Raw genomic sequence first — 20234 nt, 5'->3', positions numbered from 1 at the left:
CATCCCGGGAAGGCGGCCCGCCGCTTGTCCGGATCACGCGCTGAGGGAGAAGAAACCATGCTGGGCCGGCTCAACCATGTCGCGATCGCAACCAAGGACGCGGTCAAGGCCGCGAAGATCTACGGTGCGGCGTTCGGGGCCGAGATCTCGGAGGCCGTTCCGCTGCCCGAGCACGGCGTCACCACCGTGTTCGCGACCTTGCCCAACACCAAGATCGAGTTCATCGAGCCGCTTGGCGAGGCCTCGCCGATCGCGAAGTTCCTCGAGCGCAACGCCGACGGCGGCATCCACCATGTCTGCTACGAGGTCGTGGACATCATCGCCTCGCGCGACACCTTGGTGAAGGAGGGCGCGCGGGTGCTCGGCGACGGCGTGCCGAAGATCGGGGCCCACGGCAAGCCGGTGCTGTTCCTGCACCCGAAGGACTTTTCCGGCGCGCTGGTCGAGATCGAGCAGGCGTAAGGCCGTCCCATGGCCATCCAGATATCGACCGCACTTGCGATCTACTTCGTCATCTGGTGGGTCGCGCTGTTCCTGACGCTGCCGTTCGGCGTGCGCAGCCAGCACGAGGATGGCGTCGGCGCACCCGGCACCGACCCCGGCGCGCCGATCCTGACGCGGATGGGGCGCAAGCTGATCTGGACCACGATCATCTCGGCGGTGATCTACGGCATCGGCGTAGCGGCCTATCATGCCGGCTATCTCTCGATCGAGCGCCTGTCGAAATTGATGGGAATGCCGTTCTAGGGCATGGTTGGCTGCGCGTGGTTCACCTCTCCCCAGCGGGGAGAGGTCGGATTGCGCAGCAACCCGGGTGAGGGGCCGCGGCGCTCAGCGAGTCCAGAACCCCTCATCCGGATCGCATCTTCGATTCGATCCGACCTCTCCCTATGGGAGAGGTGAATCGGAGCCCGGAGCTCACATCGATTCAATCAAGATGCGTTCGATTAGGATTTCTTCGCGCGTTGTTCTTTCGGGGGAAACAAATGACTTTTCAGCGTATCGTCGTCGCGCTTCTGGTGCTGATCGTCGCCGGCCTCGGTGCAATTGGCTATTTTGAGTGGAAGATGGCCGTGCAGGTCCGCACCCTGAAGGCGTTCGTCGAGGGCTATGTCTTCAACGAGGCGGTGCTGGCCTGCGAGCAGTCGAAGAGCTCGACGCCGTTCAGGTGGAACGGAGGCAAGACCACCTCGGTGATCGGCCTGAGCTCGGTCAAGCTCGACAAATACAACGTCAGCGCCAGCTACACGCTGGTGGCGGACGGCGTCTATTGTGACTACGATCCCATCAAGAGAAAGGCCGACATCGGCTCCAGCTTCCTGGAGCGGGAGACCTTTTAGTCGCGAGCGAAGCGCGTGAGCTCTCGAATGGCATCGGACGCCGCCGACCACATCATCGATCTCTATCAGCGCAAGGCATCGGACTGGATCGAGAGCCGTGCACGGAGCAGTCTGTTCGAACAGGCCTGGCTCGACCGTTTCCGCGCGCTGCTGCCGCCTGCCGGCTCCGTCCTCGATCTCGGCTGCGGCTCGGCAGAGCCGATGGCGGGATATCTGATCGGGCTCGACCATCCCGTGACGGGGGTGGATTCCTCGCCGGCCATGATCGATGCGTGCGGACAGCGCTTCCCGCAGCAGGAATGGATCGTTGCCGATATGCGCCAGCTTGCGTTGGGACGGCGATTTGGCGGCATCCTCGCCTGGGATAGCTTCTTCCACCTCTGTTTTGACGACCAGCGCCGCATGTTCCCGATCTTTCGCGACCATGCGAGGCCGGAGGCGGCGCTGATGTTCACAAGCGGCCCGGCGCAGGGCGAGGCGATCGGAGCGCTCGGCGGCGAGCCGCTGTATCATGCCAGCCTGGATCCGGCCGAATATCGTTCACTGCTGGATCGGCATGGATTCCGCGTCGTGTCGCACGTGGTCGAGGACCCCGATTGCGGTGGGCACACCATCTGGCTGGCGCAGCGCCTTTGAGACGCTGCGGCCACCTCGCGGCAGCAGCGGCGTCGCCGTGAAGCAGGCATCCGGCGAGCCTTCCGTCACACATTCCGCTTGAGCGAGTCCGCCAGCAGGTCTCGGCCAGTTCTAAAGCATGATGCGAGTAGGTTTGATTGCGCCACCGGCGGTGCACTTCCTCTCCGCTTGCGGGAGAGGGTTGGGGAGAGGGTGTTTCCGCAATGGGACAATCCCCTCGAGGAGAAAGCCCTCACGCGGCGCGCGGGACGATGCTTCGCATCGCCCGGACGCGTCGACCCTCTCCCGCAAGCGGGAGAGGTGTACGAGCCGCACCGATCATCTATTCAACCTAAGCCATTCCGCTTAGATCGCCCGGCGTTGCCGGCCAGCGAAGAGACCGTAAACAAACAGCACGACGATCGCGCCGACCACCGCACCGATCAGGCCGGCCCCTTCACCAGGGCGATACCAGCCCAGCGCTTGCCCGAGATAAGAGGCCACGAACGCGCCGACGATGCCGAGAATGGTCGTCAGGATGAAGCCGGAAGGTTCATTGTCGCCCGGCATGATGAACTTGGCGATCACGCCGGCGAGAAAGCCAATGATGATGGTCCAAAGAATGCTCATGGGTACATCTCTTCTGAGTTAAGCCGCTGCTTCTATGCTTCGGGCAGGCGTCCATCCGGCGTGTATTTGTCGATTGCGGAAGGAAGTTCACGGGACAGCCGTGTGATGATCTCGTCTTGAGAAAGCCCGGTCTGCTCTGCGAGCTTCTCCAGGACGTCGCCGCCGATAGCTTGTTTGAGCTGCGGCGAGGAGATGTCCTTGTTGGGCCCGGGCTTCACCCATGAGTCGGCGATTTCGCCCTGGCCATTCTGGTTGAACCTCTCCAGGAGCTCGCCAATTCCGCCATTGAGCAGGCCCCCGATTCCGCCCGCGCCGAGCATGCCGCCGAGATTGCCGAGCATGCCCCCAGGCGGCTGCGGACCGCCCGCAGACGAGCCGCCCCCTGCGCCTTTCAACAGCTCAGCCAATTTGTCGCGGTTCTGATATCCGGCAATGGCCAGCATCGCCAGAAAGGCAGTCATGGAGGGCATTCCGCGGCTCATCTGCAGCTCCTCTACAAGGTCAGAAACTCAAAACTGTCTCAGCCTGCTTGGGTTCCTCAATCAGCCAATCCTGGCTCGCGGCCAAGCGTCCCAGCTGGTTGCCCGATGCCCATAACGTGCGCCCATGTCCCGCGCGCCGGCACGACAACGCACCAGGTGGCGGGCGGCGTTGATTGCGATTACGATCCGATCAAAAGAATGGCCGGGATCGGCTCGGGCTTGCCAGCCTCGGGAGTAACGATCCGGCCCAGACAAGGGATGGGATCGTCATGAGCGGGGACCGGGCAGGGCACTACCGAATTCTGCACGAAGGCGACCTGCGCGACTATCTCGCGGGCCTCTCCGGGCTCAGGGCATTGCTTGGCGGCGAGCCGGCGTCCTGGTCCATCACCGAGGTCGGCGACGGCAATCTCAACCTCGTCTTCATCGTCAAGGGCGCGGGCGGCGGCATCGCGGTGAAGCAGGCGCTGCCCTACGTCCGCCTCGTCGGCGAGAGCTGGCCGCTGCCGCTGTCGCGGGCCCATTACGAGTATCTCGCGCTGTCCCGGCAGGCCCAGCTCGCGCCCGGCCTGGTGCCAGCCGTGCTGCACCACAACGACGCCCTGGCCCTGACGGTCATGGAGCTGCTCGAGCCCCACATCATCATGCGCAAGGGGTTGGTTGCGGGGAAGCAATATCCGCGCTTCGTCGACGACATCACGGCCTTCATGGCGAGGACGCTGTTCTTCACCTCCGACCTCGCGCTCTCCGCGGCCGAGAAGAAGGAGGGGATCGCCGCCTTCGCCGGCAATCACGCGCTTTGCAAGATCACCGAAGACCTGATCTTCACCGATCCCTACCGCATTGCCGAGCAGAACCGCTGGACCGCCCCGTACCTCGACAGCCTGGCCGCGGAGCTGCGTAACGACATGGAGCTGCATGTCTCGGTCTCCCGCCTGAAGCTGAAGTTCATGGCAAGCCCGGAAGCGCTGCTGCATGGCGATCTCCACACCGGCTCGATCATGGTGACGGAGAGCGAGACGCGCGTGATCGATCCGGAATTCGCGTTCTACGGCCCGATGGGTTTCGACTCCGGCGCCGTGCTGGCCAATCTCCTGATGGCTTATTTCGCCTCCGTCGGCCACGAGCGCGCGGCGGGCGAGCGGGCTGCCTTCGAGGGTTGGGTTCTAGAGACCGTCGAAAAGGTCTGGACCGAGTTCGCCCGCAAATTCCTCGGCCTCTGGCGCGCTGAAGCCACCGGGGACGCCTATCCGGTCTCGCTGTTCACCGGCGACAAGGGAGCCGCACGGCTGGAAACGGAGCGACAGGCCTACATGCAGCGCCTGTTCGCCGACACCGTCGGCTTCGCGGCGGCCAAGATCATCCGTCGCATCTTCGGTCTCGCCCACAACATCGACTTCGAGCTGATCGAGGACCCGCGACGGCGAGCGATCTGCGAGGCGCGCGCGGTGCGGCTGGCGCGGGCGATGATGGTGGAGGCGGCGGCGTTTCCGACGATCGCTGACGTCACCGGCGCTGCGCGAAAACTGCGGGATTGGCAGCCGGAATTGTCTGGCTGAGACGGAGCTTCTCCGTCCGTCAGGGGTCACTTCGACATGCTCGCGCGATGCGCCCGGGCGCTGGGCCAATGCGCCGATGGGGGGAAGGCGGCGTCCATTCCACCAGGGCGTGTACTCACCAGGGTCGAACATGTCAGCGCAAAGGGGCATGGGGAAATCTTGCGATCAATCAGAGCATTATCGCGCGTGACCCGGAGCGGACGTCTTGCGCGCTAAAGCGAGATGAGACTTGGATCAGCAATCATCGCGCTTTAGGTCGTTGTTTGCGCATGACCTTTCCGGAAATCGCTTCGCACTTTCAACCTGCCATGGCGCCGTCTGCGGTCAGCTGACAGGATGTTTTCGGGCCACAGCTCATCGTCTTTTCGCGAGGAGCTGGCGGAAACCAGTTGGCCTTTGACCGAGATCGAGCTACCCATTGCTCATGAGGAAGAACAAGACTTTCCGGCTTGTTCTGATCAAGCCGTCACATTACGACGACGAAGGCTATGTCATTCGATGGTGGCGCGGCGGCCTGCCTTCGAATTCACTGGCCTGCCTTTACGGCATCGCGCTCGATTGTCGTGAACGCGGGGTTCTCGGGCCCGATTGCAACATCGAGATCGACGCCATCGATGAGACCAACTGGAAGGTGCGTGTCGCGGACCTGGCGCGCGCGATCAAGGCTGCGGATGCCGGCATGGTGATGCTGGTCGGGGTCCAGTCCAACCAGTTTCCCCGATCGCTCGATCTAGCGAGAGAGTTTCGCAAGCTCGGAATCCACGTTGCGATCGGCGGCTTCCATGTGTCCGGCACCCTCTCGATGCTGCCGAAGCGCGATTCCGGCGTTCAGGAGATGATGGACCTCGGTGTGTCGGTCTTCGCAGGCGAAGCCGAGGGACGGCTCGAGGAGCTGTTGCAGGATGCGGTCGCCGGGCGATTGCAGCCTCTCTACAACTACATCGACGATCTGCCAGACCTGGAAAGCCAGCCTTTGCCGATCATTCCCCGCCAGCAGATCGGACGGGTCATCGGCCACACCACGAGCTTCGACGCGGGGCGCGGCTGCCCGTTCCAGTGCTCGTTCTGCACCATCATTAACGTACAGGGCCGCAAGTCGCGGCGCCGCAGCGCCGACGACATCGAGGCCGTGATCCGCGCCAACGTCGCTCAGGGCGTCTTCGCCTTCTTTCTCACCGACGACAATTTTGCGCGCAACAGGGATTGGGAAAGTTTGCTCGACCGCATCATCGCGTTGCGTGAGAAGGAGGGCTGGGACCTCCGTTTCACGATCCAGGTCGACACGCTCTGCCACAAGCTGCCTGACTTCATCGAGAAATGCGCGAAGGCCGGCGTCCGGCGTTGCTTCATCGGTCTTGAAAACATCAACCCGGACAGTCTGCTCGGCGCCAAGAAGCGGCAGAACAAGATCACCGACTATCGCGAGATGATGCTGGCCTGGAAGAGGGCCAGGATCATGACGATCGGCGGCTACATTATCGGCTTTCCCAACGACACACCGGAATCGATCGTCCGCGACATCGAGATCATCAAGCATGAGCTGCCGATCGACATGCTGGAGTTCTTCTTCCTGACGCCGCTGCCAGGCTCGGAAGACCACAAGACGCTCTACCTGAAGGGCGTCGCGATGGATGCGGACCTCAACAAATACGACCTGGACCACGTCACGACGGACCACCCCGCCATGTCCAAGGCGGACTGGGAGCGCGCCTACGAGCTCGCCTGGAACACCTATTACACCTGGGAGCACATCGAGACGCTGATGCGACGTGCCGCGGTGACGGGCAATAATGTTGGCAAGATCGGCACCTACGCGCTCTATTTCAAAGGCTACCATCCCATCGAGCGCGTCCATCCGCTCGAAGGGGGTGTGCTGCGGCTGAAGAGCCGCGATGAGCGCCGTCCGCATCTGCCGGTCGAGCCGGCCTGGTCGTTCTATCCTCGCTATGCCGCCGACACTGCCGTGAAGGCCGTACAATGGGTTTCGCTCGCTCTGCGCCTCCACCGGCTGGCGCGCAAGGTCAAGTCGGATCCGCACCGGCTCGCCTATGTCGATGCGGCGATCACCCTGCAGGCTGACGAGACCGCGAGTCTGGATTTGTACAAGACGCGGTCCAGCCAGGCGTTTCTCGATCAGCGGCGGCATATCGAAGAGGCACAGAAACCTAAGTTAGCCGGGGGATAGGGTGCGTTGAGTTGAACGGCAGCCCTGGGCCTCGGCCCGCACGTTGGGCACCCTCAACTCCCGATACCACCGACCAGACGCGGGCGCCGATTTGCGAGCGGTTTCGCCGCGGGCAGGGCGCGTAGCCAGACGCGAAAACTGACGATCTCCGGACAATCCGCCGTGCCTTCCGGCGCAACAAGCCAATCACCCGGGCCCGATCCCTCATCGATCCGTTCGCAACGATAGCCCGGATGGTGGCTTACGCCGCGGGCGATCAGCACGTCCACCTTGCCCTCGACCAGCTCGTGCAGGCCGGCGGGATGCAGCACGCGCACACCGATCTCCGCATGTGCGCTGCGAAATGCCGCAAGTTCGAGGCGGCGCAGGTCGTAACTGCCGTGGACCCCCACTTGCAGCAGCACCGTGCCTGCCGGCTTCAGCTGCGAGGTCGCCTCGGCAATGTGGCGGAAGCCTTCGGAGATTCCGGGCAGATAGGCTTGGCCGGCCTCGGTCAGGATGAGCTGCTTGTGCAGCCGCTCGAACAGCTGCACGCCGAGGCGCGCCTCCAGCGCTTTCACCTGCTGCCCCACGGCCGCAGGCGTGACGTGCAGCTCGTGCGCGGCGAACTTGAAGCTGAGATGGCGCGCGGCGGCCTCGAAGGCGCGGAGCGCGTTGAGTGGGGGCAGGGCGTAGGTCATCGCAACTGCACCTTGACACCGGTAGGCCGCGTCCTTGCAATAGATTTTCTTGCGCTGAACCGGAGCAATGATGCTTTGCGCTAGCGCGATGCCGCCGGATACGGTCGGCCCGCAAATCCGGAGAAACGCCATGCCGCCAGCTCACATCGTCAGCCACAATCCCGCAACGGTTCATCCGCCCGCCGGCGGCTACTGCATGGGCCTGGAGCTGAAGCAGCATCGCCGTTTGCTGTTCATCAGCGGCCAAGTGCCTCAAAATTCCGATGGCACCGTGCCCGATGGCTTCGAGGCGCAATGCGAGCAGGCCTGGCGCAATGTGGCTGCTGGAGATCGAGGCGATCGCCGCCGAATGAGGCGGCTCGTCGATGTTGCAATGAGCCAATCATGTCGGGTGTCCAATGGCTGAGATCCATCCGTTCTACCAGACGCACCGGCAGGCGATGGAGGCCGCCATGCGCGAGCGACTGGACCTTGCCGAAGCGATGCTCCGCGAGCGCGCGCATCTCTCCGATATCGACGCGATCAGGCAGGAGGTGATGGACGAATTCGAGATCGTGCTCACCCAGATGCCCTATGTCGGTGGCGCGGCAAGCCGCATGAGCGATTTCTTCATGCGCCTGACCGGCTTCATGGCCATCAGCCGGGTGCTGCGGCGCCACGGCGTGCCGGTACCGCTGATCGGGGAGATCGAGCGGGAAACCTACAGGGCGCAGCTGCTAACGATTCCCGAAGCCGAGCTTCTCGCCGCAGGGCGTCAGTTCATGTCGCCGGAGAACCAGGCCTTGATGCGCGAACAGGCGGCAAGGAGCGTTACAAGGACTCACCAAGCGGAGTTTCCGGAAGATTTCGTCTACGATTTCGTCGAGCCGGGTCCGCAGGACACTTTCGAATTCGGCATCGACTACAAGGCGTGCGGCTTCTGCAAGCTCGCGGCGCGCCGCGGCGACACGGAGATCCTGCCGAACATCTGCGGCCTCGATTTCGACGCCTACGCCACGCGAGGCATCCGCCTGGAACGGACACAGACGCTGGCGGGCGGCGCCAGCCACTGCAATTTCCGCTTCTCGCGACTAGACCGCACCCGTTGAGCCGCGATAGGTGATGGCTAATGACGGGGGCCCCAGCCTTCGAAGCCGGCTGCCGATCATGACATCATACCTCTGTTTTGCCCGACGGAGCAAATCGACTTCGTAAAACCCGCAATTTTGCGGCACTCGCAGGCAAGCTATTGATTCCACTGGCCCCGTCTACTGTGCATGGGGTTGTTTTCGCACTTTTGCTTTGGCGGCCGTCTACTCCGCCGCTTTTTCCCTCAAGCGCTGCGCGTAGACGTTGATCACCAGCGCTGCAAGCAGGATCAGGCCGCGGATCAGGATCTTCAGGAAGCTGTCGATGTTGACGTGGTCCAGCCCGTTGTTGAGCACGCCGAGCACGAACAGCCCGACGATGGTGTTGCCGATGCCGCCGCGGCCGCCGAACAGGCTGGTGCCGCCGACCACGACGGCGGCGATGGAGTCGAGCAGGTAGGTGTCGAACTCGTTCTGCTGCGCGCTGCCGAAATGGGCGACGCCGAGCATGCCGCCGATGCCGGAGCAGACCGCCGAGATCACCATCACTGCGCCCAGGATGAGCTTGACGTTGAGGCCGGAATATTCCGCCGCCTCGCGATTGCCCCCGACCATGTAGACGTAACGGCCGAAGCGCGTATAGGTCAGCACCAGGTGCCCGCCGAGCAGCATGATGGCGGCGACGATGACGATCCATGGGATCCCGCCGATCGAGCCAGAGCCGAGCGTCGTGATCAGGCTCGGCACCTTGTAGGCGATCTGGCCGCGCACCAGCAGCGCGGAGATGCCGGCGGCGATCTGCATCATCGCCAGGGTCATGATGAAGGAGGGGATGCCGATCACGGTCAGGCCAAGCGCATTGACGAGGCCGAGCAGCGCGCAGAGCAGGATCGACAGGATGATCGCGACCGCGCCGGGCAGGGGGACGTTGGCGATGTTGACGTAGGATTCCTGCAGCGTGAAGTAGGCGACCGCAATGCCCGTGACGTTGGCGATGCTGGCGATGGAGAGGTCGATCTCGGCGCACAGGATCACGAAGGTGAGGCCGACGGCGATGATCCCCGTGACCGACACCTGGGTCAGGATGTTGCCGAGATTGTCGAGCGTCGCGAAGGAGGGGCTGGCGAAGGCGAAGAAGGCGGTCAGGAAGATCAGCGTCAGGAAGGGTGCGATATTGCGCATCTGCGAGCGCAGGAAGGGCGCAAGGCCCCGCGCCCTCCGTCCCGTCGCCAAAGCCGTCTCGCTGCTCATGTGCTTCTCCGTCACGCCGCTTCCAGCAGGCGGTCCTTGCTGACCGGCTCGTTCCTGAACTCCCGCACCACTGTGCCGCGCTTGAGCACGAGGATGCGGTCGGCCAGCGACAGCACCGTTTCCGGCTCGGTCGACAGCACGATGATGGCGAGCCCCCTGGCGCGGAGGTCGCGGACGATGTTGATGACGTCGTTCTTGGCGCCGACATCCATGCCGCGGGTCGGCTCGCACAGCACCAGGAGCTTGGGCGGATAGGTCAGCCATTTCGCCAGCGCGACCTTCTGCTGGTTGCCGCCCGAGAGCATGCCGAGATCGAGGCCGACCACCGGCGGCCGGATCTGCAATTGCTCGACCTGGCGCTTGGCGATGTCGCGCTCCCGCGCCGGCTTGAGCAGCAGGGACGAGATGCGATCGAGAATGCTGATCGAGATGTTCTTGTAGACCGGCTCCTGGTGAAACAGCATGTCGCGCCGGCTCTCCGGCACCAGCGCCACGCCGGCGCGCCGCGCCGCCGCCGTGCTGGCGAAGGTCTTGGGCGTGCCCTCGACGGCAAGCGTGCCGCCGTCCGGCTTCAGCTTGCCGAACAGGATGCGCGACAGCTCCTGCTGGCCGCAGCCCATGAAGCCGTAGATGCCGAGCACCTCGCCGGCGCGCGCTTCGAACGAGATGTCCTGAAGGCTGCGGGACAGCGACAGCTGATCGGCCTTGAGAACGACCTTCCTGTCACTCGGCTGCGGCAGCATCAGGTCGTCGGTGTAGCTATGCCCGAGCGCCTCGCCGCCGCGGCCGATCATGGCCTCGATCAGCGCGCCCTTGCTGGTCGCGGCGCTTGCCGTCTCCGCGACCTTGCGCCCGTTCCGGAACACGGTCACCGTGTCCGACACGCGCAAAATATCCTCGATGAAATGCGAGATGAAGACGATTGCCGTACCGGCCTCGCGCAGCCGCTTGAGCGTGGCGAACAGCCGCTCGACCTCGGGCGGGGAGAGGGCTGAGGTCGGCTCGTCCAGGATGACGATGCGCGCGCCGGAGAACAGCACGCGTGCGATCTCGATCAGCTGCTGCAGCCCGATCGGGAGATCGCCGAGCCGGCTCATCGGATCGACGTCGATGCCGAAGCGGGCGAGCTGCTCGCCCGCCTCGCGCGCCATCCGCCGCCATTGCACGAGGCCCAGCCGATTGATCGGCTGGTTGCCCAGGAAGACGTTCTCCGCGACCGTCAGATCGGGCGCGACACTGAGCTCCTGATGCACCATGGCGATGCCGGCGGCGTGCGCATCGCGGGCCGAGCGGAAATGCATCTCCTTCCCGTCGACCAGGAAGCGGCCGGAGAATTCGGTGTGCACGCCGGCGATGATCTTCATCAGCGTGCTTTTTCCGGCGCCGTTCTCGCCGACGAGACCATGGATCTCGCCGGGATAGAGCGCGAAGTCGACACCACGAAGCGCTTCGACCCCGCCGAAGCTCTTCGTGATGCCCTGCAGTTCCAGGATGGGCTGTTGTCCCTCGGGCATGAAAATTCAGATCTTGGAGGCTCAGATCAGGAAGTGATCCTGCATCCACTGCATCCCGGCGGCGTTGGCCTTGGTCACGACCGGGCCGTCGGTGACGACGTTCTTCGGGATCCCCTGTCCGCTCTTCTCGCCGCCGACCACGGCCGACACGCCTGCAATGATGGCGCCGCCATGGATGCGGCAGGAGGGATTGCGCACCGTGGCGAACATGCGGCCTTCGCTCACCGCCTGGATCGCCGGCGGCATGGCATCGACGCCGCCGATCAGGATGTTGGTGCGGCCCCGCGCCTTCATGATGTTGGCGGCGGCGAGCGCCATGTCGTCATTGTGGAAGAACGCCGCGTCGATCTGCGGGTATTTCGTCAGGTACGTTTCCCAGAGGCGGGCGGTCTTGGAGACGTCCCAGTCGGCCGGCTGCGTGTCGAGCACCTCGATGCCGGGGAATTGCTTGACCACCGAGTTGAAGCCCTTGGCCCGTCCTTGCGCGCCGGTATGCCCGAGCGCGCCCTGCGTCATGATGATCTTGCCCTTGCCGCCCATGGCGTTGCACAGCGCCTGCGTCACCGAGGCGCCCATGAACTCGTTGTCGGGGGCGAGGAAGGAGTGGACGTTGATCTGATCGAGCGGCGCGATCAGCGTGTCCATGTCGATCACGGGCGTGCCGGCGTCGATCATCTTCTGTACGGGCTGGGTGAGGGTGCCGATGCCGAAGGCCTGGATCGCGACGAAATCCCATTTCTGCGAGGCCATGTTGTCGATCGCCGCGCGCTGCTTCACGGCGTCGAGCTGGCCGTCGAACCAGGTGACCTCGACGTTGAACAGCTTGCCCCAGAATTCCGCGGCCTGCTTTCCTTGCGCGCACCAGGTGGCCTGGAGGCCTGCATTGGAGAAGGCCGCCTTCAGCGGCTTCTCGCTGCGTCCGACCGCGGCTGCCAGTGCGGGGTTTATGCCCATGCTGCCGAGGATGGCAGTTGCGGCGCCGGCGGTCGCTGCCGCCTGAAGAAGATCGCGCCTCGTCGTCGAGAAATCTTTCGTCCCGGACATCGCTCGCTCCCATGAATTTTGTCGTCGGCGCGTCATTGCTTGCGCGACCGATCTCCGAAAGTCTCTCACAAGAGTTGTTAGCACTCAATCTGCAATCAGCCGCGAGATCGCCGCAGCCAGTGTTGGTGCAACGCAAAGCGTCGGGCCGGAGCGGCGGCGCATGCGTCGATATCCGCGAGCAATGTATCCCAGGCCTGCGCGATCTCCGGCGTCCATTCACGTCGAGCAGATCGCGGAGCGTATCCCTGACGACGCGGCGTGCCGTAAGCATCGTGAGAGGCGACCTCGCAGGCGATCAGCCGGAAATCCCCGCGGCGCTCACCGGCGAAGTCGAGGATCGCTTCGACCGTCAATCCCTCACCAACTCGCTGCCTTCGAGCGGAACATCGCGTTATCTAGGATTGGATGAGAGGCCACGTTCATCGGCAGTTCAGCCGCGCCGGGCAAAAAAAGAGCGGGGCCCTGGCCCCGCTCGAAAATTGTGTCGACCCTATTATCCCCGATTCTAAGATTTGCTCTTGATTGACGGGGCGACGCTGCGTTTTGCGCGCCAGGGGCTCCTCCCGAGACTTGGACCACCAGACTTCGACCTCGCGGCCAGCCTGAGCAAGGGAGATGCTAAATCAACTTTTCTCACTTGTCATCATTTTCGGCAACGAATGTTCAAAATTCGAGCAGTTAACGAAATGATCGAGCTTCAGGTCAGCTAAATATATGACAGATATAAGAAATTTGTGGACAAGCGGGAGGGTTGCCCTGCCTTAAATGGCGGACCGGCGCCGGTGCTGGAGCGCGCCGACCACAGTCTTCGAGAAATTTGCGCTGGGCCAAGAAGGCGGCGGAACTGACCTCGACTCGGCCCTGACTGCAGTGTTTAGTTGGCTGACGAACGAATGGTTCGGCGGATGCGCGCACGGCTACAGAAGTTCCTACCCATCGTCCTGCTCGCCCTGGTGATGCAGGTGCTGGCGCCGATCGCCGCGTGCTTGGCGGCCGGCCAGGCTATGGCCGATCCGCTTTCCGCCGCCGTCATCTGCCACAGCGCGAGCGAGCAGGGCGGCGGACCGAACGATCCGACCGCGCATGCCGGCGCGTGCGCCTTGTGTTGCCTGGCCCAGGCCAACGTGACGCTCGATTCGCCGCCGCCGGTTGCGCTCGCCACTCCCTTGCGTCACGCCGAACGCGTGGTGTGGCTCGTGGCGGATGTGTCCGCCATCCCCGCTTACAAAGGCTCGAGCGCCCAGGCTCGCGCACCCCCTCGATTTTCCTGACGTAGCGACAAACCGAACCATTGGCGCGCGCCGTTGCCGTGCCGATGGCGTGTGCAATGGACCGGCCGACGTGCCGGATGTCAGGAATTCAAGAGATGTTACGCATTCGTGCGATCAGCCGCGCGAGCTTGCCCGTGCTTTGCGGGCTGGTGTCCTCGATCGGCTCGGACGCGCTGGCCCAAGGCGCCTCGGAATCGCTTCCCGCGGTGACGGTTGAGGCGCCGCAGCCTTCGCGTCCCAAACCAATCACCCGACCATCGCGACTGCGTTCAGCTTCGGCGGGACGCGCAGCGAGACCCGTTGCGCAGAACGCGACCGCCAGCGCGCCAGCCCAAAACCTGGCCACGTCTGCCGGCGCAGCGCGGGCTGGTCTCAATCAGTCGCCGGCCGGCCAGACCGCAACAACCATCGATCGCAGCCAGTTCGACAATCGCCCGGCGTTTTCGGTCAGCGACGTCTTGCGGGACAGTCCGGGCATTTCGATCAAGCAGGGGAACGGTCCCCGCGATTTCGGCATCTCAATCCGTGGCTCCAACGCCCGCAACGGTTTCGCCATCCGCAATCTCGTGATCTTCGAGGACGGCTTTCCGGTGACGCAACCGGACGGCCTGTCGCGCAGCGACCTGATTGATCCCCACGCCTATGGCGCGATCGACGTCATCCGCGGCCCCTCGTCGGCGCTCTACGGCAACTATGCGACCGGCGGTGCGCTGAATTTTCGGACGCGGCCCGGCGGCACGATCGACGGCGTCGAATATGGCGTCGACGGGGGCAGTTACGGCTATCTCAACAACTACCTCGCGGCCGGCAAGAAGGTCGGGAATTTCGAGGGCTCGCTGTTCGCAAGCGACGTGCGGGGCGACGGCTATATCGGCAACAGCTGGTTCAATACGCAGACCGTCAACTTCCTCGGCACGCTGAAGGCGACGCCGGACGATCGTTTCACGGTCAAGATCATCAACAATGATCTCAGCACGCGGTTGCCGATCCGGCAGTCGCTGAACCAGTACTACCTCAACCCGTTCCAGCAGGGATGTGCCACCGGTACCACCGCCGCGCCGGGGTGCGGGACGGTCAGGCTGTTCAACAACGGCTTCAACGCAACTGCCGGAACCGACACGGAAACGGCCCTGCAGGCCGGCCTCGGCCGCAACGATCGCCGCACCATCGTCGGCGGTCGATGGGAGCACGATTTCGACAACACGATGACGTGGCGCAACCAGTTCGTGTTCGACGACAGGAACATCAACCAGCCGACCGGACAGACCAGCTCGATCGGAGATTATCCGTCGTACAACTACATGAGCGATCTCACCAAGCGCGGCGAGATCTTCGGGATGGAGTCGACCGCCTTCTTCGGCGCCTTCTACAATACCCTGACGGCGTCGAGTGACACTCGAAATGTGATGCCGGGGGGCAATGCCACGCTCGGCAGGCTCTCGAGCAATCTCTTCAGCGAGACGACTAATTATGGTGTGCGTGCCAGGGAAGAGCTCAGGCTGACGACCTCGCTGACGGCGGTCGCCGGCATTGGTTGGGAGACCACGCTACTCAAGGGGACAAACACGGCGTATGCGTACGCGGGTCCGACCGGCATCACCACATCAACCCTGACGACCGCGGACCGGCAATTTCAAAATGCTGCGCCAGAACTAGCGCTGCTGTACAATCTCAACAATGAATGGCTGTTCCGCGGACGAGTCGCCACGGGATATGGCACTCCGCAGGTTTCGAATCTCTTTGTCCTTCCGACCGGGTTGTCAGGCAACAATACCCAGCTCCAGGCTCAGAAAAATCTGGGCTACGATCTCGGTTTCGACTGGACTCCGAACAACACGCTCAAGCTCAGCGCGACCGGCTTCTACGAGTTCTTCCGCAACGAGATCGTCAGTCAGGCGACTCCGATATCCGGCATATCTTATACGTTCAACGCGCCGCGGTCGGAGCACCGCGGGATAGAGCTTGCCGCCGATTGGAAGTTCTATCCGGGCTGGCGGTTCACTGCGGCGTACACCTATCTCGACGAGGTCTACACCGAGTATGTCGAGAACATCACCAATGGCGCGGTGTTCAGCTTCAACCGGGCAGGCAACAAGATTCCCGGCATCTCCCCCAACGAGCTGACGGCGCGAATTGGATATGACGAGTTCGCCGGGCCGCTTGCAGGTCTCGGAGGTTTTGTCGAACTGCAGTGGAAGGACTCCTTCTACATGGACAACGCGAATCTGCTGAAGGCGCCCGGCTATGAGCTGGTCAATTTGAATGTTCACTACAAGACCGATCTGATGTCGGACACCTTCAGATCGCTGAATCTGTTTCTCGAGGTCAGGAACGTATTCGACCGTACCTACATCGCTTCGGCAAACAACGTCGCCAACACGGTGACGGCGGCTGGCCTTCAAAATCCTGCGAGTGTGCTCGCAAACACGACAGGATCGATCTATGCGGGCTCGCCGCGCGCCTTTGTTGCGGGTATGAAGGTGGCCTTCAAATGATCCGGGCTCTTGAAGGGAGTAGGGCCATGATCCGAACTGGCCTGCTCGGGATCGTCGCTCTCGCATTCCTGCAAGGTGCGGCGCTCGGACAGATGCGTGCTCCGCATGCGTCCGAAGCTGCGTGTGAGGAGCCGACGCTGCGCTGTGCAACCAAGGCGACGCCCGCATTCGCTCCGGACGGAACGCTGTGGCTGGTCTGGATGGCGGGAGGGCAAGTCTCGGTCGCGAACTCGCAGGACGCGGGCCGCAATTTCTCGGCCCCCATCCAGGTCACGACGAAGCGGCTGAACCTTGATTGGGGGCCGGATGCGAGGCCGAAGATCGTGGTCGATCGCAGGGGCGGCATTGCCGTCGCGTTCTCGATCTTCAGGGACGAAGCCTTCAACGGCCAGGTGCTCTATACGCGTTCGGCCGATGGCGGAAAGAGCTTCGCGGAGCTGAAACCCATCACCGCAAGCAACGAGAGCCAGCGTTTCGAAGCGCTGGCGCTCGATCAGGACGGAACGATCTTTGCGGCCTGGCTCGACAAGCGCAATCGTGTCCCCGCAAGGGAGGCGGGACGAAAATACGAGGGAGCGGCGCTGTTCTTTGCCTCGTCTCGCGATGGCGGCGCCACCTACACCGAGGCCCGTCTCGCGCGTGACGGCACCTGCGAGTGCTGCCGATTGGGGCTGACGTTCGCGGCGCCCGGACGGCCGGCCGTGATCTTCAGAAACATCTTCGAGGGGGGCGTGCGCGATCACGCGATCATGACGTTCACCGACGTTTCGACGCCAGGGGAAATCCATCGGGTCAGCAACGACGACTGGCAGATCAATGCCTGCCCCCACCACGGGCCGAGCCTCACGGTTGCGCCGAACGGAACCTATCACGTCGCCTGGTACACGAACGGGAAGGCTCGTAAAGGGTTGTTCTACGCCCACTCGCGCGACGAAGGTCGCACGTTCTCTGCGCCGATGGCGTTGGGGCGGCCGGATCGCAATCCGACGCGCCCCTTCGTGCTCGCGGGCCCGGCGGGGACGGTGATGGTGTGGAAGGAGTTCGATGGCGAGAAGACCACGGTCCGGATGACGATCTCTCACGACGATGGCGAGACCTGGTCGCCACCGAAGGCGATATCGAGCACGACCGACACATCCGATCATCCTTTGCTCGTCTCCAATGGCGAGCAGGTCTACCTGTCATGGATGACGAAAGCAGATGGCTATCGCCTCACAACGATCGAGGACCAACGATGAGACGTCGATTTGCAGCCATTCTGGGTCTGGGTATCCTGATCGCATCGGCGTCCGCCCTCGGATCGCCTCCGGGCCTCAAACCGTTCGAGCGCGGCACCTGGCAAGGCGTGCTGAGGGGGCATGCAGGTCGTCCGACGCTCGTGCATTTCTGGGGCGTGACCTGCGGGCCCTGCAAAGTCGAGCTGCCGTTGCTCGGGAAGTTTGCGAAGGACCATCCCGAAATCGATGTCGTCACGGTCAGCGCCGATTTCGTGCCGAACCTGCCGGCCGCGACGCAATCGATGCTCGACAAGGCGGGGCTGTCGTCGACCGAGAACTTCATCTTCAACGACGGCTTTGTCGAGCGCTTGCGGTTCGAGATCGATCCTGGCTGGCAGGGCGACATCCCCCGGACGATGCTCATCTCTCGGGACGGGATCATTACGACGATCGAAGGCTCTGCCGAAATTTCTGACCTGGAGAAATGGTCGGCGCAGCAAATCTCCAAACACTGACGTTCATTCTGCAAAGGGAATACCGATATGAAGACAAGGTTGAAAGATGTGCTGCTCGCTGCGTTCGCTCTTGCACTCTGCGCGGCACCGGCGGTCGCCGACGACGTCAAGGCCGGCGATCTCGTCATTTCACAGGCGTGGAGCCGTGCGACGCCGGGCGGTGCGAAGGTCGCCGGCGGCTATCTGATCATCGAGAACAAGGGGACCGCGGCGGACAAGCTGGTCGGCGTGTCCGCCGATATCGCCGGCAAGGCCGAGATCCACGAGATGGCCATGGACAACGGCGTGATGAAGATGCGCCCGCTCGACAAGGGGCTCGCGATCGATCCCGGCAAGACGGTGAAGCTTGCGCCCGGCGGCTATCACCTGATGCTCCAGGAGCTGAAGGGCCCGTTCAAGCAGGGCGACAAGGTGCCCGTGACGCTGCAATTCGAGAAGGCCGGCAAGGTCGCCGTCTCTCTCGACGTCCAGGGCGTCGGCGCGCAGGCGCCGGGCGATGCAGGGCACTCGGGTCACATGGACATGAAGAAAATGCCGGATCACTCGGGAATGAAGATGAAATGAGACGGATCAAGGTTCTCGGGAGCCAAGGCAATGCGAGGCCGGCGTCAGCCGCTGGATCGAAGTCCCGCCCGAGGGGGCAGGGCATTCGCATGAGGTCAAGGCGCCCGCGCCTGGCGTGAAGCTCCTGTCAAAAGGCTGATGTGCCTGTTGCGCTCGCGACGCTGCTCTTCATTGCCAGCTTCGCGAGCGGTGCGCATGCGGCGCTCATTCGTTGGGGTTGGGCCTTGATCTTGTCGAGCACCCGCTGCCGGCTTTCGTGACGGCCCTCCCTGGAACGCCGCCTTCGCAAGCAACGCTTCAAGCTGAACCTGAAGCCGACGGAAAAATGACAAGGAATTTCGCTGCGTTAGCGGCTTTTCCTCATTCCCGGCCTTGTATTTTCGCTCTTAATCCGGTTTCACTGCGGACGATCACTGATTCTCAGAGTGCTACCATGCGGTTGTCGCGGTTCTTTCTGCCCATCCTGAAGGAAAATCCGAAAGAAGCGGAGATCGTCTCGCATCGGCTGATGCTGCGCGCCGGCATGATCCGGCAGGAGGCCGCCGGCATCTATGCCTGGCTGCCGCTCGGCTTTCGCGTGCTGAAGAAGATCGAGCAGATCGTGCGCGAGGAGCAGGACCGCTCCGGCGCGATCGAGGTCTTGATGCCGACCTTGCAGCTCGCCGATCTCTGGCGCGAGAGCGGCCGCTACGACGCCTATGGCCCGGAGATGCTGCGCATCGCCGACCGTCACAAGCGCGAGCTCTTGTACGGGCCGACCAACGAGGAAATGATCACCGAGATCTTCCGCGCCTACGTCAAGTCCTACAAGAACCTGCCGCTCAATCTCTATCACATCCAATGGAAATTCCGCGACGAGCAGCGCCCGCGTTTCGGCGTGATGCGCGGCCGCGAGTTCCTGATGAAGGACGCCTATTCGTTCGACCTCAACGAGGCCGCGGCGCGCGTCGCCTACAACAAGATGTTCGTCGCCTATTTGCGCACTTTCGCGCGGATGGGGCTGAAGGCGATCCCGATGCGCGCCGAGACCGGCCCGATCGGCGGGGATCTCAGCCACGAATTCATCGTGCTCGCCGAGACCGGTGAATCCGGCGTGTTCATCAATCGCGACGTGCTGGACCTGCCGGTGCCGGACGAGAACGTCGACTACAACAGCGACCTGACGCCGATCATCAAGCAGTGGACGTCGGTCTATGCGGCGACGGAGGACGTTCACGACGCCGCGCGCTTCGAGCGGGAGGTGCCCGCGGACAAGCGGGTCAACACCCGCGGCATCGAGGTCGGGCAGATCTTCTACTTCGGCACCAAATATTCCGAGCCGATGAAGGCGCTGGTGGCGGGCCCCGACGGCGTCGACGTGCCGATCCATGGCGGGTCCTACGGCGTCGGCGTCTCGCGCCTGTTAGGTGCCATCATCGAGGCCTGCCACGACGATGCCGGGATCAAATGGCCGGAGGCCGTGGCGCCGTTCCGCGTGTCGATTCTCAACCTCAAGCAGGGCGATGCGGCCGTCGATGCGGCCTGCGAGAAGCTTTATGCCGAGCTCACGGCCAAGGGCGTCGACGTGCTCTACGACGACACGGATCAGCGAGCCGGCGCCAAATTCGCCGCCGCCGACCTGATCGGCATCCCCTGGCAGATCATGATCGGGCCGAAGGGGCTCGCCGACGGCAAGGTCGAGATCAAACGACGCAGCGACGGCGCGCGCGAGACGATGTCGCCTGCCGACGCTGTCGCCCGGCTGGTCGGCTGAATATTGTTCATCGCCCGAGATCGCGGCCGCCAATCCGGCCACAATTGACCCC

At 63.3% G+C, this 20234-nt stretch carries 21 protein-coding genes; 14 read left to right on the top strand and 7 right to left on the bottom strand.

The features are described 5' to 3' along the window. The first annotated feature begins 57 nt into the window (after positions 1-57). The 4 genes from mce to ACM42_RS18520 all read left to right on the top strand — a co-directional run bounded on the left by mce (position 58) and on the right by ACM42_RS18520 (position 1976). Positions 58-462, top strand: a complete 405-nt coding sequence (mce, locus tag ACM42_RS18535) for a methylmalonyl-CoA epimerase (RefSeq protein ID WP_239623841.1) — start codon at positions 58-60, stop codon at positions 460-462. Positions 463-471: 9 nt separating this feature from the next. Next, positions 472-747, top strand: coding sequence for a DUF1467 family protein (locus ACM42_RS18530; RefSeq protein ID WP_271529309.1), 276 nt, complete (start codon positions 472-474; stop codon positions 745-747). 239 nt (positions 748-986) lie between these two features. Further along, entirely contained in the window at positions 987-1340 is a 354-nt protein-coding gene (locus tag ACM42_RS18525) for a hypothetical protein (RefSeq protein ID WP_271529308.1), read from the top strand. Positions 1341-1367: 27 nt separating this feature from the next. Beyond that, entirely contained in the window at positions 1368-1976 is a 609-nt protein-coding gene (locus ACM42_RS18520) for a class I SAM-dependent DNA methyltransferase (protein WP_271529307.1), read from the top strand. Between the two features lie 345 nt (positions 1977-2321). Here the strand turns inward: ACM42_RS18520 and ACM42_RS18515 are convergent, their stop codons facing one another. Next, complete coding sequence (locus tag ACM42_RS18515) at positions 2322-2585, bottom strand: GlsB/YeaQ/YmgE family stress response membrane protein (protein WP_028178196.1); 264 nt, start codon at positions 2583-2585, stop codon at positions 2322-2324. 32 nt (positions 2586-2617) lie between these two features. After that, positions 2618-3067 carry a YidB family protein gene (locus ACM42_RS18510; RefSeq protein WP_271529306.1) on the bottom strand — a complete coding sequence of 150 codons (450 nt, stop codon included), beginning with the start codon at positions 3065-3067 and terminating at the stop codon, positions 2618-2620. A gap of 269 nt (positions 3068-3336) precedes the next feature. Here ACM42_RS18510 and mtnK point away from each other — a divergent pair, with 269 nt between their 5' ends. Then, entirely contained in the window at positions 3337-4626 is a 1290-nt protein-coding gene (gene mtnK / locus ACM42_RS18505; protein ID WP_271529305.1) for an S-methyl-5-thioribose kinase, read from the top strand. Between the two features lie 424 nt (positions 4627-5050). Then, positions 5051-6811, top strand: coding sequence for a B12-binding domain-containing radical SAM protein (locus ACM42_RS18500; protein ID WP_271529304.1), 1761 nt, complete (start codon positions 5051-5053; stop codon positions 6809-6811). A gap of 53 nt (positions 6812-6864) precedes the next feature. Here the strand turns inward: ACM42_RS18500 and ACM42_RS18495 are convergent, their stop codons facing one another. Further along, entirely contained in the window at positions 6865-7491 is a 627-nt protein-coding gene (locus tag ACM42_RS18495; RefSeq protein ID WP_271529569.1) for a LysR family transcriptional regulator, read from the bottom strand. A gap of 130 nt (positions 7492-7621) precedes the next feature. Here ACM42_RS18495 and ACM42_RS18490 point away from each other — a divergent pair, with 130 nt between their 5' ends. Next, positions 7622-7897: a RidA family protein gene (locus ACM42_RS18490; RefSeq protein WP_271529303.1), complete on the top strand. Its 276-nt coding sequence runs from the start codon at positions 7622-7624 to the stop codon at positions 7895-7897. Further along, positions 7890-8579, top strand: a complete 690-nt coding sequence (locus ACM42_RS18485; protein ID WP_271529302.1) for an L-2-amino-thiazoline-4-carboxylic acid hydrolase — start codon at positions 7890-7892, stop codon at positions 8577-8579. Before ACM42_RS18490 ends, ACM42_RS18485 begins: the two co-directional genes overlap by 8 nt. A 204-nt stretch (positions 8580-8783) precedes the next feature. On the opposite strand, the gene ACM42_RS18480 is transcribed toward ACM42_RS18485, so the two are convergent. The 4 genes from ACM42_RS18480 to ACM42_RS18465 form a co-directional block, all read right to left on the bottom strand. Then, complete coding sequence (locus tag ACM42_RS18480) at positions 8784-9809, bottom strand: ABC transporter permease (protein ID WP_271529301.1); 1026 nt, start codon at positions 9807-9809, stop codon at positions 8784-8786. An 11-nt stretch (positions 9810-9820) separates the two neighbouring features. Next, positions 9821-11323 (bottom strand): sugar ABC transporter ATP-binding protein, encoded by a 1503-nt coding sequence (locus tag ACM42_RS18475; RefSeq protein ID WP_271529300.1) that lies wholly within the window; start codon positions 11321-11323, stop codon positions 9821-9823. Positions 11324-11344: 21 nt separating this feature from the next. Then, the gene (locus ACM42_RS18470) at positions 11345-12367 is read right to left on the bottom strand and encodes a sugar ABC transporter substrate-binding protein (protein WP_028177658.1); all 1023 of its coding nucleotides are present in this window, start codon (positions 12365-12367) and stop codon (positions 11345-11347) included. Positions 12368-12462: 95 nt separating this feature from the next. Beyond that, positions 12463-12720, bottom strand: a complete 258-nt coding sequence (locus ACM42_RS18465) for a hypothetical protein (protein ID WP_333921690.1) — start codon at positions 12718-12720, stop codon at positions 12463-12465. Positions 12721-13272: 552 nt separating this feature from the next. Here ACM42_RS18465 and ACM42_RS18460 point away from each other — a divergent pair. The 6 genes from ACM42_RS18460 to proS all read left to right on the top strand — a co-directional run bounded on the left by ACM42_RS18460 (position 13273) and on the right by proS (position 20182). Beyond that, positions 13273-13638, top strand: coding sequence for a DUF2946 domain-containing protein (locus ACM42_RS18460; protein ID WP_271529568.1), 366 nt, complete (start codon positions 13273-13275; stop codon positions 13636-13638). A 95-nt stretch (positions 13639-13733) separates the two neighbouring features. Beyond that, positions 13734-16133, top strand: coding sequence for a TonB-dependent receptor family protein (locus ACM42_RS18455; protein ID WP_271529299.1), 2400 nt, complete (start codon positions 13734-13736; stop codon positions 16131-16133). Between the two features lie 26 nt (positions 16134-16159). Next, positions 16160-17371 (top strand): sialidase family protein, encoded by a 1212-nt coding sequence (locus tag ACM42_RS18450; protein WP_271529298.1) that lies wholly within the window; start codon positions 16160-16162, stop codon positions 17369-17371. Continuing rightward, on the top strand, positions 17368-17865 hold the full coding sequence (locus ACM42_RS18445) for a TlpA family protein disulfide reductase (protein ID WP_271529567.1): 498 nt from the start codon (positions 17368-17370) through the stop codon (positions 17863-17865). The genes ACM42_RS18450 and ACM42_RS18445 overlap by 4 nt, the downstream gene beginning before the upstream one ends. 27 nt (positions 17866-17892) lie before the next feature. Then, positions 17893-18429 (top strand): copper chaperone PCu(A)C, encoded by a 537-nt coding sequence (locus ACM42_RS18440; RefSeq protein ID WP_271529297.1) that lies wholly within the window; start codon positions 17893-17895, stop codon positions 18427-18429. A gap of 433 nt (positions 18430-18862) precedes the next feature. Beyond that, positions 18863-20182 (top strand): proline--tRNA ligase, encoded by a 1320-nt coding sequence (gene proS / locus ACM42_RS18430; protein ID WP_271529296.1) that lies wholly within the window; start codon positions 18863-18865, stop codon positions 20180-20182. Positions 20183-20234: the final 52 nt, after the last annotated feature.

Source organism: Bradyrhizobium sp. CCBAU 25338 (genome assembly GCF_028128965.1).
In the GTDB taxonomy this organism is placed as follows: Bacteria; Pseudomonadota; Alphaproteobacteria; order Rhizobiales; family Xanthobacteraceae; genus Bradyrhizobium; species Bradyrhizobium liaoningense.
Note: the sequence above shows the minus strand (reverse complement) of the source record. Positions and strands in the feature narration are given on the sequence as shown.

Bases quoted from the DNA above. Each gene is read 5' to 3' on its own strand.
- ACM42_RS18515 (WP_028178196.1), bottom strand. From the start codon at position 2,585: ATGAGCATTCTTTGGACCATCATCATTGGCTTTCTCGCCGGCGTGATC.
- ACM42_RS18480 (WP_271529301.1), bottom strand. From the start codon at position 9,809: ATGAGCAGCGAGACGGCTTTGGCGACGGGACGGAGGGCGCGGGGCCTT.
- ACM42_RS18445 (WP_271529567.1), top strand. From the start codon at position 17,368: ATGAGACGTCGATTTGCAGCCATTCTGGGTCTGGGTATCCTGATCGCA.
- proS (WP_271529296.1), top strand. From the start codon at position 18,863: ATGCGGTTGTCGCGGTTCTTTCTGCCCATCCTGAAGGAAAATCCGAAA.
- ACM42_RS18440 (WP_271529297.1), top strand. From the start codon at position 17,893: ATGAAGACAAGGTTGAAAGATGTGCTGCTCGCTGCGTTCGCTCTTGCA.
- ACM42_RS18460 (WP_271529568.1), top strand. From the start codon at position 13,273: ATGCGCGCACGGCTACAGAAGTTCCTACCCATCGTCCTGCTCGCCCTG.
- ACM42_RS18495 (WP_271529569.1), bottom strand. From the start codon at position 7,491: ATGACCTACGCCCTGCCCCCACTCAACGCGCTCCGCGCCTTCGAGGCC.
- ACM42_RS18500 (WP_271529304.1), top strand. From the start codon at position 5,051: ATGAGGAAGAACAAGACTTTCCGGCTTGTTCTGATCAAGCCGTCACAT.
- ACM42_RS18530 (WP_271529309.1), top strand. From the start codon at position 472: ATGGCCATCCAGATATCGACCGCACTTGCGATCTACTTCGTCATCTGG.
- ACM42_RS18475 (WP_271529300.1), bottom strand. From the start codon at position 11,323: ATGCCCGAGGGACAACAGCCCATCCTGGAACTGCAGGGCATCACGAAG.
- ACM42_RS18485 (WP_271529302.1), top strand. From the start codon at position 7,890: ATGGCTGAGATCCATCCGTTCTACCAGACGCACCGGCAGGCGATGGAG.
- ACM42_RS18520 (WP_271529307.1), top strand. From the start codon at position 1,368: ATGGCATCGGACGCCGCCGACCACATCATCGATCTCTATCAGCGCAAG.
- ACM42_RS18455 (WP_271529299.1), top strand. From the start codon at position 13,734: ATGTTACGCATTCGTGCGATCAGCCGCGCGAGCTTGCCCGTGCTTTGC.
- ACM42_RS18450 (WP_271529298.1), top strand. From the start codon at position 16,160: ATGATCCGAACTGGCCTGCTCGGGATCGTCGCTCTCGCATTCCTGCAA.
- ACM42_RS18525 (WP_271529308.1), top strand. From the start codon at position 987: ATGACTTTTCAGCGTATCGTCGTCGCGCTTCTGGTGCTGATCGTCGCC.
- ACM42_RS18470 (WP_028177658.1), bottom strand. From the start codon at position 12,367: ATGTCCGGGACGAAAGATTTCTCGACGACGAGGCGCGATCTTCTTCAG.
- mce (WP_239623841.1), top strand. From the start codon at position 58: ATGCTGGGCCGGCTCAACCATGTCGCGATCGCAACCAAGGACGCGGTC.
- mtnK (WP_271529305.1), top strand. From the start codon at position 3,337: ATGAGCGGGGACCGGGCAGGGCACTACCGAATTCTGCACGAAGGCGAC.
- ACM42_RS18510 (WP_271529306.1), bottom strand. From the start codon at position 3,067: ATGAGCCGCGGAATGCCCTCCATGACTGCCTTTCTGGCGATGCTGGCC.
- ACM42_RS18490 (WP_271529303.1), top strand. From the start codon at position 7,622: ATGCCGCCAGCTCACATCGTCAGCCACAATCCCGCAACGGTTCATCCG.